General features: G+C 63.0%; 9 protein-coding genes and 1 pseudogene. 4 read left to right on the top strand and 6 right to left on the bottom strand.

Annotated features, from left to right (window positions below):
* From ABIV12_RS12460 to ABIV12_RS12445, 4 genes and pseudogenes are all read right to left on the bottom strand, one after another.
* Window positions 1-346, bottom strand: a pseudogene (locus tag ABIV12_RS12460) (RNA polymerase-associated protein RapA); the annotation flags it as partial.
* Between the two features lie 245 nt (window positions 347-591).
* On the bottom strand, window positions 592-1,869 hold the full coding sequence (locus tag ABIV12_RS12455; RefSeq protein ID WP_348059739.1) for a choice-of-anchor tandem repeat NxxGxxAF-containing protein: 1,278 nt from the start codon (window positions 1,867-1,869) through the stop codon (window positions 592-594).
* A 142-nt stretch (window positions 1,870-2,011) separates the two neighbouring features.
* Window positions 2,012-4,051, bottom strand: a complete 2,040-nt coding sequence (locus ABIV12_RS12450) for a M13 family metallopeptidase (RefSeq protein ID WP_348059737.1) — start codon at window positions 4,049-4,051, stop codon at window positions 2,012-2,014.
* 53 nt (window positions 4,052-4,104) lie between these two features.
* Window positions 4,105-6,132: a M13 family metallopeptidase gene (locus ABIV12_RS12445; protein WP_348059735.1), complete on the bottom strand. Its 2,028-nt coding sequence runs from the start codon at window positions 6,130-6,132 to the stop codon at window positions 4,105-4,107.
* Between the two features lie 453 nt (window positions 6,133-6,585).
* Between ABIV12_RS12445 and ABIV12_RS12440 the strand changes: the two genes are divergently transcribed.
* From ABIV12_RS12440 to ABIV12_RS12425, 4 genes are all read left to right on the top strand, one after another.
* Entirely contained in the window at window positions 6,586-9,492 is a 2,907-nt protein-coding gene (locus tag ABIV12_RS12440; protein WP_348059733.1) for a PAS domain S-box protein, read from the top strand.
* On the top strand, window positions 9,489-9,881 hold the full coding sequence (locus ABIV12_RS12435; protein WP_348059731.1) for a response regulator: 393 nt from the start codon (window positions 9,489-9,491) through the stop codon (window positions 9,879-9,881). Before ABIV12_RS12440 ends, ABIV12_RS12435 begins: the two co-directional genes overlap by 4 nt.
* The gene (locus tag ABIV12_RS12430; RefSeq protein WP_348059729.1) at window positions 9,878-13,018 is read left to right on the top strand and encodes an EAL domain-containing protein; all 3,141 of its coding nucleotides are present in this window, start codon (window positions 9,878-9,880) and stop codon (window positions 13,016-13,018) included. Before ABIV12_RS12435 ends, ABIV12_RS12430 begins: the two co-directional genes overlap by 4 nt.
* A 445-nt stretch (window positions 13,019-13,463) precedes the next feature.
* The gene (locus ABIV12_RS12425) at window positions 13,464-13,991 is read left to right on the top strand and encodes an SRPBCC family protein (protein WP_348059727.1); all 528 of its coding nucleotides are present in this window, start codon (window positions 13,464-13,466) and stop codon (window positions 13,989-13,991) included.
* Between the two features lie 85 nt (window positions 13,992-14,076).
* On the opposite strand, the gene ABIV12_RS12420 is transcribed toward ABIV12_RS12425, so the two are convergent.
* Window positions 14,077-14,721 (bottom strand): DUF502 domain-containing protein, encoded by a 645-nt coding sequence (locus ABIV12_RS12420; protein ID WP_348059725.1) that lies wholly within the window; start codon window positions 14,719-14,721, stop codon window positions 14,077-14,079.
* A gap of 74 nt (window positions 14,722-14,795) precedes the next feature.
* On the bottom strand, window positions 14,796-15,939 hold a 1,144-nt coding region (locus tag ABIV12_RS12415), incomplete at its 5' end, for an SUMF1/EgtB/PvdO family nonheme iron enzyme (RefSeq protein WP_348059723.1).

The following is a 15,939-nucleotide window of genomic DNA, read 5'->3' as shown; positions in this document are numbered from 1 at the left end:
CCGGAGGATCGATGCGCGTCGAGAGGAGGCGTTCGTCGGCGCGCGAGATCGGCTGCGCATCGTCGAGTTCCGCTTCGCTCAACGTTTTTTCACCGCCGTGATAGGTCAGCAGTCCGTTGGACTCGCTGATGCGCTCGACGACGAAGTTCTGCTTGCTGCCCGAGACCTTCTGGCCGACGCGAAAATCCGCGCGCGCCAACGGAGCGGCATGCATCGCGTAGTGGCGCAGGACCCCGGCCGTCGCAAACAGCACCTGCACATTGCGGCCTTCGAGCCGCACGACCGTGCCGAGCCCCAGTTCGGGTTCGGCATTGGAGATCCAGCGTTGACCGGGAATGAAAGCCATGAGCGAGAGGGCGAGAACGGGGTCGGATTATCCGGCCCTTCGTCCCGCATGGATAGTCTTGCGATGAGCACGATGCGCACAATCGCGCGCGGAACGTCGCACCGGTGGCCTGAAAGCACGCTGGGAATCTGCCACTGGCGCTTCCGTGGAGGAATACGCGCGGGCGCGAGGCCAGGCGTCACTGAGGCGCTTTACAATCATCGAGTCGCTCGAATGCGCGTGCGCTGACTGTCGCGGAGAGCGCCTCAGCGCGTCGCAGCGCCGTCGAACCCATCAGCGAAGACGAGGTCCTGCGCTGCATTGGTTGCATAGGCGACGAAGACGCCGCTTCCCCACTCGGTCTGGTTGTCGCCTTGCGGATAGACACCGGCGACGAACGCAATATCACCGTTTGCGTTGATGGATGGCTTGCCGGCAAAGACCGGATCCGTCGCGTTGTTCTGGCCGAGCTGGCCAAGGCCGAGATCGGTTGCGACGGCGTCGGCGTTGCCGATCACCCGCACCAGCGCGCTGCCGTCGCCGACATAAATCGCCTGCCCGGCAGCATCCTTGGCGCGGAAAGCGACCCAGCCGCTGTCGTTGATCGCGGGGGCAAACGAATCGAGTTCGCGCACCGTGCCGGCTGGGTCGACTGCGGCGATTTCCGTCGTGGTGATCCCATCGCTGCGGACCACGACGCGACGGTTGTCGGACACGCGCGTCGCGACGACGGCGATGATGCCGTTGTCGGAGAGAGCAAGGCTGTTGTCGAAGCGGGAATACGGCGATTGTGCATCGGTCGACGCGTTGGCGAGGACCAGCTGCGACGTGCCGTCGCTTGCGAAAGTGCGGATTTCAACCTTTGTGAACTGGTCGGACGAGGTCGCCACCTTGGCGGCAATGATTCCGGTGCGATTGAACGAGGGGGTGTACAGGTAGGTGTAGGGGCTGCCGGGCGATGTGCCCGCATCACCTGTGTAGATCGCCGTGCTTCCACCGATCCGCGCAGCGAATGCGCGGCCACTCGAAAAGCTGGCCTGGAAACCGATGTCGCCGGCTTCATTCACGCAAGGGTTGCCATACGAGTTCGGAATGACCGGCAACGTACCGATCGCACTCGCGGAACCTGCCGTCGCGTCGTAAAGGTACAGGTTGTTGCCGACGCCACCGTCGGACAACGTGAAGGCGATGTCGCCTGAATCGTTGAGACAGGCGTCGTTGTCGACGCTGGCGTCGATTGGCCCCGTGTAGATGAGACTCCCGTTTCCATGACCGCCGGCCCACACTCCCGGGCGCGACTGGCCCGGGTTGTCGGCATCAGGCACCACCTGCACGCGAAACGCGACCTCGGCACTGGCGTTGATGTCTGCACTGATGCTGTTGAACGACGAGCCTGGAGGCAGGTTGAAGCCGTTGTCGTTGACGAGCAGATTGCTGCGCGCTTCCAATTCAACGGTTTCGTAGCTGGGTAACGCGGCGTTTGCGATGGTTGCGCCGAAGAGCGCGGTCGCGATGGCGCCGGCAACGCGCGGCAATGACTGCATCGAAATCCCCATCAATGATCGAACGGATGGCCACGATAGACCGCGGTTGCCCCGGGTTGCGTTAATTTTTCCTCAATGGATGCAAAAAAAAACGGCACCGCCGAAGCGGTGCCGCTGGATCAGGCGATCATGGAACGACCGACTACCAGATCTTCACCTGCTTCGCGTCGTCGCGCACCATCGCGTCGCCGGCCTTGCACTTGAACGTTTCGGCAAACGCGGGCATGTTCGAGGGTGCTCCCATCGCGCGGAATTGCGCCGGCGAGTGCGGATCTGCGTTGAGCAGCACTTCCTGGCGCTTGGCCAGGATGCTGCCGCGCCAGATCCTGGCGAAGCTGAGGAAGAAGCGCTGGTCGGGCGTGTAGCCGTCGATCTTCTTCTCCATTTCCGCTGGATTCTTCTTCAGTGCCATCTGCAACGCGTCGTAGCCGACGTTGATGCCGCCAAGGTCCGCAATATTCTCGCCAAGCGTCAACTGGCCATTGACGTGCTTGCCGGGAAGCGGTTCGTAGGCGTTGTACTGGGCGACAAGCTTGGCCGTGCGAGCGTCGAACTTCTCGCGATCCTCCTTTGTCCACCAGTCGGCGTTGTTGCCCTTCGCGTCGAACTGACTGCCTTCGTCGTCGTAGCCGTGCGTTGCTTCATGGCCGATCACCGCGCCAATGCCGCCATAGTTGATGGCGTCGTCCGCAGTCGCATCGAAGAACGGCGGCTGCAGGATCGCGGCGGGAAAATTGATCGTGTTGTCGGTCGGGTTGTAGTACGCGTTCACCGTCTGCGGCGTCATGCCCCATTCGAGACGATCGGTCGGCTTGCCGATTTTTGCAATCTCGTAGTTGTAGTCGAACTGCGATGCCGCGAGCACGTTTCCATAGTAATTATCCGACAATACCGTCAGGCCAGACCAGTCGCGCCACGTATCCGGGTAGCCGATCTTCGGCAGGAAGGTCGACCACTTCTCCAGCGCCTTCTGCCGCGTCGCGTCGCTCATCCAGTCGAGTTTCTCGATGCGTGCCTTCAACGCCGCGCTGACGTTGTTGACCAGTTCGAGCGCGCGCTTCTTCGAATCCGGTGGAAACGCCGTCGCCACATAGAGTTCTCCGAGCGCCATTCCCATCGTCTCGTTGACCGATTCGAGCACGCGCTTCCAGCGCGGTTCCTGTTCCTTCTGACCGTTCAGCGTCTTGTTGTTGAACTCGAAATGCTCGCTGGCGAACGGTTTGGACAGATAGGGAGAGGCAGAGTCGATCACGTGGAAACGCAGGTAGGTTTGCCACTGCGCGACCGGCACGTCGACGAGCATCTTGTCCATTTCGGCGAAGAATTTCGGCTGCGACAACGAGAATCCACGCTGGATGTCTGCCTTCTGCGTGGTGAAGAACCCTGACCACGAAAAATTCGGCGATGCCTTGTCGGCATCGGCAAGGGTCACGAAGTGATACTGGTTTTCCGGCGTGCGCAAGTCGACCGGCGGAAGCGATGCCTTCGCAAGACGCGTTTCGAATGCGAGGACATGTTCCGCATCGATTTTCGCATCCCCCGCCTTTTCACCGGTCAGCTCGAGCACCTTCGCAATATGCGCTTTGTAGGCGTCGCGCAACCCTGCGTACTCGCTCTTGTCGTAGTACTCCGAGGTTGGAAGTCCGAGTCCGCCCTGGGACACGAACGCGATCTGCGTGGAGGAATTCTTGAAGTCCGCGCCGGGGCTGATGCCGAACAGACCGTTCTGCGCGCGCGAAAAGCTGTCACCGATGTAGGCTGCAAGTTCTGCAGGGGTTTTCACTGCTTCAATCTTCGCAAGCTCCGGCTTGATCGGCGAATAGCCGGCTTTTTCCACCGCGCCGTCGGCCATGCCGGATCGGTAGAACCAGCCGATCTTCTGCTCGATTGAGCCGTCCTTTGCCTTCTTCGCATCGCGTGCAGCGGCCTCGACGATGCCGCGCTGCGTCTGCAGACTGTGTTCGCGCAGCATGTCGAAAGCGCCCCACCGCGTGCGATCCGACGGGATCGGGTTGGCCGCAACCCACTTCGAGTTGACGAACGCGTTGAAGTCGCCGCAGGGATTGATCTTCGTATCGAGATCGTTGACGTCGAAGGTGGGGGTCGTGGTGGCGGCGACTGCCGACGTCGACAAGGCGACGCAGATCGCGAGTGCGAGTGAACGGTTGAAAGGGTTGTGCATGGTGAAACTCTCCAGGTCCGGCTAGATGAATTCGGTTTGTTGGCAGTTGAGTGCTACCAGATGTCGACGTGAGTCGCGGTCGCGCGCGCCATCGGCTGTTCTCCGGTCTTGCAGGCGAAGGCGTCGGCAAATGAGGGAAGATTGCTGACGGGTCCGTTGACGCGGTATTTGGCGGGCGCGTGTTCGTTCGACTGAACCTGCAGACGCAAGGCTTCGGGACGCTGTTGCGTTCGCCAGCTCTGCGCGAACGACAGGAAGAAGCGCTGCGAAGGGGAGTAGCCATCGATCGGAGCAGCAGCCTTGCTCTGGTCGGTCAGGCGGAACGCGTCCCACGCCACTTCGATTCCGCCCAAATCGGCGATGTTCTCGCCCAGCGTCACCGTTCCGTTGATGTGCAGGTCGTCCACGGGCACATACGCATCGAACTGTTTGACCAGTCGAGCGGTGCGCGCGTTGAAGCGATCGCGGTCCTGCGTGCTCCACCAGTCGCGCAGGTTGCCTTGCGCATCGAACTGGCTGCCCTGGTCGTCGAATCCATGCAGCATTTCGTGGCCGATCACCGCGCCAATGCCGCCGTAGTTGATGGCCTCATCCATCGTCGCGTCGAAATACGGTGGCTGCAACTGCGCCGCCGGAAACACGATCTCGTTCTGCAGCGGGTTGTAATACGCGTTCACCGTCTGCGGCAGCATTCCCCATTCGCTGCGGTCGACCGGCTTGTCGATTTTCGCGATGGTTCTGTGGGCCTCGAACGCGAGGGCGGCGCGCACGTTGGCGTAATGCGCTCCGCGCTGGATCGGGAGTGTCGAGTAGTCACGCCAGGTATCCGGATATCCGATCTTCGCCACCAATGTGTCGAGCTTGGCGTACGCGGCATTTTTCGTGTCGTCACCCATCCAGTCCAGGTGCGCAAGCCGCGCCCGCAGCGCAATCTTGAGATTCTCAACCAGCTTTCGGGCGCGTTCGCGCGCTTCGGGCGGGAAGGTGCGCGCGACGTACGCTTCACCGACGGCGAAGCCGAGCGCATCGTTGGTCGAATCGACCGCGCGCTTCCAACGCGGCTTCAGTTCCTGCGTGCCGCGCAGCGTGCGACCGTGGAAATCGAAGTCCTCATCGACGAATGCTGTCGACAGGTCAGGCGCAGCGGAATCGAGCAGATGCCAGCGAAGGTACGCCTGCCAGTGCGCAATGGGCACCGATGCGAGCGCCTTGTCGGCGGCGGCGAAGAACATCGGTTGTGCAAGCGAGAAGCGCACGACATCGTCGCGGCCGAGGCTGGTGTAGAAAGCCGTCCACGAAAAATGCGGCGTCTGCGCATCCGCAGCCTTGACCGTCACCAAGTGATACGAGTTGAGCGGATCGCGCAACGCCGTGCGATCGAGCGACGACTTCGCGAGCGTCGTTTCCAGGTCGACGATCCAGCCCGCGGCCGTGCGCGGATCCTTCTCTCCGATCAGCCCGAGCATCCGCGCGACGTGCGTGCGATAGGTGCCGCGCAGCGCCTTCGATTTCGCATCGGTGCGCGTGTAGTAGTCCCGATCGGGCAGTCCGAGTCCGCCCTGGCTCGCGTAGCCAATCATCACGCCGGCGTTTTTCATGTCCGACTCGGGACCAAACTCGAACAGGACAGGCACGCCCTGCGCATGCCACAGGCGAACGAGCGCGGCGACATCGGCGGGCGTCTTCAGTGCATCGACGCGCGCGAGGTCCGGCTTGATCCGCGTGTAGCCGGCGGCTTCGATCGACTCCTCGTCGATCGCCGACGCGTAGAAATCGCCGATCTTGCGACTGCTGCTTCCGTCGGCGCCCGGATGGGCGGCCGCGTTGTCGAGCACTTCGCGCACCAGGCCCAGGTTGCGTTCGCGCAACTCGTCGTCGAGGCTCCACTGGCTGTATTGCGCACCGATCGGATTGGATGCCAGCCATCCGCCGTTGGCGTGCTGGAAAAAATCGGTACACGCGCCGACCGCGGGATCGAAATTCAGTGCATCGAGCCCATGGTCGTTCGTGTGGGCCTGCGCGCCGGAGGCGAAAGAGAGCACGAGCGCTGCCGCCAGCGTGCGTTTCGAGCATGCGGGCATGCATCGCTCCAACAGGGAAAAAGGGCTGCCAGCCTACGGGGATGGACCCCGCCGTCACAGTGTCGAAGGTCACTCGGCCAAGACCTTGAGCGCGTTCCAGTCCGGGCTACCGGTCGATCACTATCGTAGACGAGCGTTGAAACGTGCCTGAACAAAGGGGTCACGGCGGTCTTCCGCCAAGGCAATTGATGCGTGCGGAAAGTGCTTGCCGTGCGCCGTCTGCGCCCGCTAGCGTGCTTTTGCGCCGTGAACCCCCGTAAAGCGGTATCCTTCGCGCGCGTGCGCGCCCACCAACTGCCAATGACTGGCTGTGCGCGGTCGCATTGCGAGTGCGTTGGATGGCACTCGGCCTCGCTGCCAACCGCGAGGCGTTTCAGCCGAAGATGGGTCCGCGACAGGTTCGAGCGCATCGAGCGAGTTGGGTTCGAACCGGTATGGGTATGCGGAGGTGCCGTGCAAGGAAAGAGAGCGGGTACTGACAAGGGAAAAGGAGCGAGCGGTGCGTCGCCCGTCGCTATCCAGGCGGACTCGGGCTTGCGTGCCCTGTTCGACTTTGGGCCGGATGGCATTGTCGTCACAGATGTTCACAACGTCTGCGTCGATGCCAATCCTGCCATTTGCCGCCTGCTGGGCTATGCCCGCGAGGAACTCGTAGGCCGGGACCTCTCGCACATCGTCGAGTTGCCAGCGTCTACCGAGTCGGCCGAGTCGGCCGAGGGCGTCCGTTACCAATACCGTTTTCGCCGCAAGGACGATACGTTCTTCAAAACGGACGTCTTCTCGGCGCCGCTCACAGACGGCGTGCGCCTTTGGCTCGTACGCGAAGTCTCTGTCCGCAGCGACGGAGCAAGCTATCGTGATTACGTCGCCGCGCTGGTCGAATCCTCGCAGGACTCGATCATCGCAAAAGACATTGACGGGTTCATCACCAGCTGGAACTCCGGGGCACAGGCCCTGTTCGGCTATTCAGCCACGGAAATGATCGGCACTTCGATCCGCCGGCTGATTCCGCCGGACCGGCAGGCAGAAGAAGATACGATTATCAGCAAGGTCCGTCGCGGCGACCTGGTTCAGCACTACCAGACCCAGCGCCTCACCAGCGACAAGCGGCTGATCGACGTGTCGATCAGCGTGTCGCCGCTGCGCACCGGCGAGGGCCGGATCATCGGCTTCTCCAAGATTGCGCGCGACATCACCGCGCTGAAGCAGCGCGAGCGCGAGGCGGCGCGCCTGTCGCAACTCTACAACGCACTGAGCCAGGTCACCCAGGCGATCATCAGCGCCAGCGACCGTCAGGATCTGCTCGGCAAGGTCTGCCGCACGCTGGTCGAGTCCGGCGGATTTGCGGCTGCATCGGTTGTCTGGCGTCTGCCGGGCTCGGACCGCCTGCAACGGATCGCGAGCTGGGGCGACACCGGCGGGCAGCTTGCTGGGGCGAGCGGTGACGCGATCGCTCTAGAAGATGCAGGCGCAGCCACTGCCTTCCGCACTGGCCACCCCTCCATCGTCAACCTGAGACCGGAAGGCGATCCCCGTGAAAGCGGGAACCGCGTGCCACCCGAGCGCGGCATTCGATCGTCGGCCGCGCTCCCTCTCCATTCCAACGGCAAGGTCGGGGGCGTACTCTGCCTCGATGCATGTGAGGCTGGCTTCTTCAATGATCGGGAGATGCCATTGCTGGAGGAGGCAGCCGACGCGTTTGCGGGTGCGCTTGACAATCTCGCGCGCCAGGTCGAGCGTGCGAATGCTGCCAAGGCGGTGAAGGCCGAGCAGCTTTTCTCCGCGACGATGATCGACAGCATGCCGGGCGTGCTTTACGTCTTCGACGCCAGTGGCCACTTCCTGCGCTGGAACAGGAATTTCGAACACGCGTCTGGTTACAGCGCCGCCGAAATCGAAGAACTGCACCCGCTCGATTTGTTCGGGCCGGCCGATCGCGCGGCGGTCCAACGACGCATCGGCGAAGTGTTTGACCATGGCGAGGCGTCGGTCGAAGCACGTCTGGTGGCGAAGCAGGGCCATTGGACGTCTTACCTTTTCACTCTGCGGCGAATCGTCATCAATGGCAGCCCCTGCCTGATTGGCGTCGGGGTTGACATCACGCGCCGCGAGGTCGCGGAGGCGGCGTTGCTCGAGGCAGAAAACCGCTTTTCGGTGGTCATCGACAGTCTCACCGAGGGACTGGTCATTGCCGAACCTGATTCGGACGTCCTGTACTGGAATCCCGAGGCGTTGCGCATGCTCGGATTCGCCGGCCTCGAGGAAGAGCGTCGTCAACAGCGTGATTTCTCCGCCGTATTCGAGGTGTTCGACCTGGAGGGGCACCGCGTGCCACCGGAACGCTGGCCCCTCGCGCGCGTACGTCGCGGCGAGCACGTGAACGGGCTTGAACTGCGCGTGCGACGCCTCGATCGCGAATGGGAACGAGTGATCAGCTACAGCGGCGCGCGGGTGCGGTATGCCGATGACAAGGCGCTGGCCTTCATGACCTTCAGCGACGCCACCGAGCGCAAGGCGGCCGAACAGCTGTTGCATGAGGCGAAACGGGAGTTGGAAGGCAAGGTCGCGGAGCGAACGCACGATCTTCAGATTGCGCTGGTCCAGGCAAAGGCGGCGGACCGAACCAAGTCCGCGTTCCTGGCAACCATGTCGCATGAGCTGCGCACGCCCCTCAATTCAATTCTTGGTTTCACCGGTATCGTGTTGCAGGAACTCGCAGGTCCCCTCAATGCCGAGCAGAACCGCCAACTGGCGATGGTGCGTGGAAGCGCACGGCACCTGCTGGAGCTCATCAATGACGTTCTCGACATCTCGAAGATCGAGGCCGGCCAGCTTGAGGTCCGCATGGACGCGTTTGACCTGCGGGAATCGATCGAACGTGCAGTCGCGTCGATCCAGCCGCAGGCTGAAAAAAAGTCTCTGCTGCTGTGCACCGCCATCGACACCGGAGTCGGCGAGACGGTCGGCGATCGGCGCCGCGTCGAGCAAATCCTGCTGAACCTGCTCAGCAACGCGGTCAAGTTCACCGAGAGTGGACAGATCACCGTGACGGCGTCGGTCACGCACCCCGCGGTATCCGAAGCGGCGCAATCGGATGGGGCAAGCGATGCCGCAAGCGCCCGCATCGAGGTCGCGGATACGGGCATCGGCATCCCGGAATCGGAGGTCGCGCGGCTGTTCCAGCCGTTCCACCAGATCGATTCGGGCATCACCCGGGTCCACGAAGGGACAGGCCTCGGCCTCGCGATCTCCCGCCGGCTCGCCGAGCTGATGGGTGGATCCATGACGGTGCACAGCGAATGGGGAGTCGGGAGCCGGTTCACCCTGACACTGCCCTTGCTGCGAGCGACCGCCTCATGAGGTGTACCGCGCTGCTCATCGAAGACAACGACCAGAACCGGTATCTCGCGACGTTCCTGCTCGAACATGCAGGCTATACGGTGGTCAGCGCAGCAGATGGACCGAGCGGGCTCGCGATCGCGCTCAAGCACCTGCCCGATGTGATCCTGCTCGACATCCAGCTTCCGCTGATGGACGGCTATGCAGTGGCTCGCGCGCTCCGCACCACTCCTTCGTTTGCGTCGGTGCCCATCATTGCGATCACCTCGTATGCGATGTCGGGTGACCGCGAAAAAGCCTTCGAGTGCGGCTTCACTGCCTACATCGAGAAGCCGATCGATCCGCAGGCTTTCATCGACCAGTTACTGCCGTACCGCGCTGCACGTCACCCTGCCAAGGAGAGCCCGTGACACACGTTCTGCTGGTCGATGACACCGAGGAGAACCTGTCCTACCTGCAGGCACTCCTGGCCGCAAACAGCTACACGGTGGAAGCGGCCCACGACGGCGCGGAGGCACTTTCGATTGCCCGACAGCGTCCTCCGGACCTGGTGATCTCCGACCTGCTGATGCCGGTCATGGACGGCTACACCTTGTTGCGCCACTGGAAGGCGGACGCGCAACTGCGCAGCGTGCCATTCATCGTCTACACGTCGACCTACACGGAGCCGGAGGACCGGGGGCTGGCTTTCAGCTGGGGCGCGGACGACTTCATCCTGAAGCCCACGGAGCCCGACGTCTTCATGCAGCGCGTGCGTACCGTGGAGGCCAACGGCAGCTCCCGGATGCCAGATTCGCCGCAAAAACCGCTGGGCGCCCCGGATGTGTTGAGCAAGGTCTACAACCAGGTGCTCGTTCGAAAGCTCGAGCAAAAGACGCTGGAGCTGGAAGAAACCAACCGCGTCCTGCTAACCGACATCGGAGAGCGCAACAGCGCCGACGTGATGCTGAGGCTGCTCAACTCTGCCGTGATGCAATCGGGCGAGTCGATCCTGATCACCGATGCGGAGCTCGACGAGCCGGGCCCGCGCATCGTGTTCGCCAACCCCGCCTTCACGCGCATGACCGGCTATGCGGCACGCGAGGTGCTTGGCAGGACGCCGCGCATGCTCGCCGGAGCGCGCACCGACCGCGCCACGTTGCGCCGCCTGCGGGAGACGCTGCAGCGCGGTGAACAGTTCGAAGGCGAAGCGATCAACTACCGCAAGGACGGCACTGAATACCTGCAGGCATGGATCATCACCCCGCTGCGCAATGCAGCGAATCGGGTGACGCATTTCGTTGCCGTGCAGCGTGACATCACCGAGCGTCAGCAGGCGCAGGCCGCCGTTCGCGAAAGCCTGGACCGGCTGGCCCTCGCCACCCGCTCGGCCCACATCGGCGTGTGGGATCTGGATGTCAATCGCGGCGTGCTGCACTGGGACGCGCAAACCTGCAGCCTGTTCGGCATCGACGGACCGCAACTGGAATGCACGGTCGACGTCTGGCGTCGTGCACTGCACGCCGATGACCGCGCTCTGGCCGACGCCGAACTCGCGGCTGCGCTCGCTGGAAAGCACGACTATCACTCCGAGTACCGTATCATTCGCCCGGACGGCGAGCGTCGCTGGCTCGCCGTGCACGGACTCGTTCAACCTGCAGCGGACGGTTCGCCGTCGCGCATGATCGGAGTCAACTGGGACATCACGGAGCGCAAGAACAGCGAGACGCGCATCAAGTACCTCAATCGCGTCTACGCAATCCTGAGTGGGGTCAATGCGCTGATCGTGCGCGTGCGCGAACGCGAAGAGCTGTTTTCCGAAGCCTGTCGCATTGCCGTCGAAGTGGGCCGGTTCTCGATGGCGATGATCGTCGTGGTCGACGCGGAAGGCGTCAAGGCGACGCGAATTGCATCGTTCGGCAAAGACGACGCACTGCTGCGGGACGTCGAATACCGTCTGACCTCGCGAGACTACGGATCGACGATGGTCGCAACGGCGCTCCGGACGAAGATGCCACTCGTTTCCGACAATCTGCTGACCGACCCGCGCGCGACATTCGGCCGACGCTATGCGCAGGCTGGCGTGTGCTCGCTGGCGGTCATGCCGTTGATCGTCGGCGAGCGGGCGGTCGGTGTGCTGTGCCTCTACGCCAGCGAGCCGGAGTTCTTCCACGCGGAAGAAATGAAGCTGCTCGGCGAGCTGGCCGGCGACATCGCCTTCGCGATCGACCATATCGACAAGCGTGAGCGGCTCGAATACCTCGCCTATTACGATGAGCTGACCGGCCTTGCCAACCGCAATCTTTTTCTCGAGCGCGTTGCCCAGTTCGTGCGCACTGCAGCGAGCGCTGGCACTGAGCTTGCCGTGTTGATCTTCGACGTGGAGCGTTTCCGCAACGTCAACGATTCCCTTGGTCGGACTGCGGGCGACCGACTGCTGCAGCATGTCGCCAGCTGGCTGATCCGCAATGGCGGCGGCCCCGAGCTATGGGCGCGCGTCGGCTCGGATCACTTCGCGCTGGTGCTGCCAGTGCTGCGCCCGGGCGGCAATCTTCTGCACCTGGTCGAGCGGACCATGGAGACGTTCCTGCGACAGCCGTTCCTCGCAAACGGCAACGCGCTTCACATCGTTGCCAAGGCGGGCATTGCAAAGTATCCGAACGACGGCACCGACGCGGAAACCCTGTTCCGCAACGCCGAAGCAGCGTTGAAGAAGGCCAAGCTGCGCGGCGAACGCTATGTGTTTTACGAGACCTCAATGAACGACCACGTTTCGCGCGCTCTGGTCTTGGAAAACCAGTTGCGGCAGGCGCTGACGAACAACGAATTCGAAGTGCACTACCAGCCGAAAGTGAGTCTCGACAAACGCGCGTTGACGGGCGCGGAGGCCCTGCTGCGCTGGAAACGCCCATCAGGCGTGCCGGTGCCGCCGGCGGAATTCATTCCCGTCCTGGAGGAAACCGGACTCATCCACGAGGTTGGGCGTTGGGCGATGCGCACGGCTTCGGCCGACTATCTGCGCTGGCTCGACGCGGGCATTGACGTCAAGCCGATCGCGGTGAATGTGTCGCCGCTGCAACTGCGTGACCGCGGCTTCGTCGGCGAGATCCGCGAGCTCATCGGACGCGATCCGCGGGCGGCGGCCGGCCTGGAGCTGGAGCTCACCGAAAGCATGATCATGGAAGACGTCGAGTACGGCCGCGATTGCCTTCACGCAATCAGCGTGATGGGCGTCTCGGTGGCGCTGGATGATTTCGGCACCGGTTTTTCGTCGCTCGGATATCTGGCCAAGCTGCCGTTGAACACGCTCAAGATCGATCGCTCGTTTGTTGCCGAAATGACCGGCTCGCAGCGGGGTCTGGCGCTGGTTTCCACGATCATCTCGCTCGCGCGGTCGCTGAAAATCAATGTGGTCGCGGAAGGCGTCGAGACGGAAGACCAAGCTGGTCTGCTGCGGCTTTTGAATTGCGACGAAATGCAGGGGTATCTGATCAGTCAAGCCGTGCCAGCAGATGTGTTCGAGCAGAAGTTCCTGAGTCAGCGCGGTACCGGTGAAGGCCTGTCCTGACAGGATTTTTATGTGCCAGACGTTCGCCATGTCGACGTCTACCGAGGCGCGCGGCGCGAAAGATTCCGCTGCGCGCCCATGACGCCGCCGAGGATCACACACCGACTCACGTTTCTTCGGGAGCTGTTGGTTTCCCTTGGTCGCATCGAGACGCACCACCGGCTTACACCGACCCGCGGACAGCCGCACAGGTCAATTCCCGGTTGAGTCTGCCGTCCGTAGCTGCAACGATCCGCGTCCGTTAGCGAACTTCCGCAGACACGCCCGGATCGCTCCAGATGCAGTGCATCCTGCGCGGCGGTCACGGGAACGAGCGCGCCACGGGCGTCCCCTGCTGCGCCGCATTCGCACTCCTCCGGCGGTTGTGGCAGATTGCGCCAATCGCACCGTCCGGCGTATTCGGGCTGGCTGCAGCCGATCCACAGGCCCACTCGAGAAGTCCGCGATGAAACGCTACCACGCCGTTCTGCTTGCCCTCGTTGCAATGCTGCCCGCTGCATACGCGGCCGCAGCGCCGATGCTCAACGTCCATGAAAGCGTGATGATCCACGCATCGCCAGACGACGTATGGGCAAAGGTGAAGGATTTCGACGGCTTGAACACCTGGCATCCTGCGGTGGCGAGCGACAAGATCGTCACGGGCACGAACAACACCGTTGGTGCGGAACGCCTTCTCACGCTGCAGGATGGCGGAACCATCAACGAGAAGCTCACCGCATTCGATGAGAAGCATCACCGCTTCAGCTACATGATCCTCAAAGGCGTGCTGCCGGTCAGCGACTACAACTCGACGCTGGTGGTGAAGGCGGCTGGCAAGGGTCGCAGCAAGGTGACCTGGTCCGGCACGTTCAAGCGCAAGCACGTCGGTCCGAACCCGCCCGCCGATGCAAACGACGCCACCGCGACCAAGACGATCGCCAGCGTTTATCGCGGCGGACTCGACAATCTCAAGACCGTCGTCGAGGGGAAGTAGTCCGCATCATCGCCGCGCGGTTGGGCTCGTCGCCTTGCCGCGCGGATCGACGACCCCGGGACCGGTCCGACATGCAGCGCTGGCGTCAGCGTGTGAGTTTGAACGGCAAAGTGTCCGGACCCGCCGCGCCAGCGGAAAGAATGAAGGCCATCGCCTGGTCGACGCTCCAGTCGGTGGCGATCAGGTGTTCGATCGGCACGATCTCCAGATAGCCTCCGGTCGGATTGGGCGTGGTCGGCACATACACCGCTGCCAGCTCCGCCCCGCTGGAATCGAGGAACACGCGCGTGACGAAGCCGATCGTCTTGAGCTCCGGAGACGGAAACCCGATCAGCACGACGCGCTGCGTTCCGTTCGGCTTGTTCTGCAGGATGCTCATGAGCTTCTTGGTGCCGCTGTAGATGGTGTGGGCGATTGGAATGTGCTCGATCAGCGACTCGAACGCGTCGAGCATGCGTCGACCGATCACGCGGTTCGTCGCGAATCCCATCAGGTACAACGCAACGACCGTCACGATGAAGGCGAGCAATGAGGTCAGCCATCCCTGGTTGATCCGTCCCAGTGACTCGGGAAACCATCGCGCAAGTGCATCGAACAGCGCAGCCACCCACGGCAGGTTGACCTGCGAGAGCACCGAGAAGATCGATTTGAAGACGATCCACGTCAGCCATATCGGAATGAAGGTGAGCAAGCCGGTGAGAAGGTAACGCTGGACGTACAGGGGACGCATCGGGACTCACCGGAGTGGGGGAAGGTTGGATGAAGCGTCGTCGACACAGGCCGGCGCGGCGTGTTTGCGAAGGGTCACTCTTTTGGCGAGGGCAGTTCGCGGACCAGACGGAACCCGACGTTCGCGTAGCCGAGGTTGCCCGCGGCGGTGTCCGATCGGGCGAGGTTCGATTCGTCTCCGTCGTCGTTCCACGACAAACCACGGAAGGTGCGCGCGGCGCAGCCGCTGCCGCCTGCGCCTCTTGCGCACCCATCGACCCAGACACTGACGTTTCCAGAAACATCGTAGAGCCCCTGCGGCGTCGCTGCGAACCGGCCAACCGGGGAGGTGTGTGGAAAGCCGTCGTCACATGTCCTGCCGTGGTCGATATTGGCGTTGCGGCAGCTGGTGTCTTTGCCCGCCGCTTGCGCTGCCAGCAGCCATTCCTGTGACGTCGGCAGTCGATAGTGCGCACCGACGCGTTTGCCGAGCCACTGCGCATAGGCGTCAGCGTCCTCCCAGCTGACGCAGACCACCGGATGCTGGTCGGTTTGTGTGAAGCCCGGTGCGCGCCAATCGACGCCCCGTGCAAGGCGGGCCAGCAAGCCCTGCGACTCGCGACACGGCGATGCACGTCGGCCGCTGGCCGAGGCGAATCTTGCATAGCCGCCTCGCGTGACATCCGTGCCGGCGACCGCGAAAGGATGGTCGATGCGTGCGCCGGCTGCACTGCTGCGCGTCATCACGGCCATGGTGAAGCCGCCCGGATCGCGGAATTTTCCACCCGTGCGCAGAAGTTCGTCAGGGCGTTCGATATCGGCCTTCAATGCACGCGCCTGCTCCGGATCGATTCGTTCGAGCGCCGGCACCAGCGGAGTCATCGCGCCGATTGACGGATCAAACGGGTCGCGCGAACGCGCCCGACGTTTCTCGACGGCGTCGTGGATGGGCGCGACGAAGGCAGCAAATGCCGGCGCCGCCTTCATCTTCGCGCGCTCGGCGATCATGTTTGCCTGGGCCATCGGTTCGATCGCACTGCGCGGATCGTCTTCGGCGATGGCGTTCGAGGCTTTCAGCGACAGTGCGGCGAGGATGCGCCCGATTCCCTTCAGCGCGTCGCGATCCTGTTCGTCCGCGGCGATCAGCGCGAGGTATCGTTCCGCTGCGTTATTGCCGGCAGGCGACGTGAGATGTCCAGCGAGAACGAGGCTCGCCGCGAGCCGAAGTTGCTCCGCGCGA

The sequence above is a fragment of the Dokdonella sp. genome (assembly GCF_039926425.1).
Taxonomy (GTDB): domain Bacteria; phylum Pseudomonadota; class Gammaproteobacteria; order Xanthomonadales; family Rhodanobacteraceae; genus Dokdonella_A.
This window is presented reverse-complemented; position numbering and strand designations above follow the sequence as displayed.

Coding starts and splice junctions, on each gene's coding strand:
- ABIV12_RS12455 (WP_348059739.1), bottom strand. CDS start 1,869: ATGCAGTCATTGCCGCGCGTTGCCGGCGCCATCGCGACCGCGCTCTTC.
- ABIV12_RS12450 (WP_348059737.1), bottom strand. CDS start 4,051: ATGCACAACCCTTTCAACCGTTCACTCGCACTCGCGATCTGCGTCGCC.
- ABIV12_RS12445 (WP_348059735.1), bottom strand. CDS start 6,132: ATGCCCGCATGCTCGAAACGCACGCTGGCGGCAGCGCTCGTGCTCTCT.
- ABIV12_RS12435 (WP_348059731.1), top strand. CDS start 9,489: ATGAGGTGTACCGCGCTGCTCATCGAAGACAACGACCAGAACCGGTAT.
- ABIV12_RS12425 (WP_348059727.1), top strand. CDS start 13,464: ATGAAACGCTACCACGCCGTTCTGCTTGCCCTCGTTGCAATGCTGCCC.
- ABIV12_RS12420 (WP_348059725.1), bottom strand. CDS start 14,721: ATGCGTCCCCTGTACGTCCAGCGTTACCTTCTCACCGGCTTGCTCACC.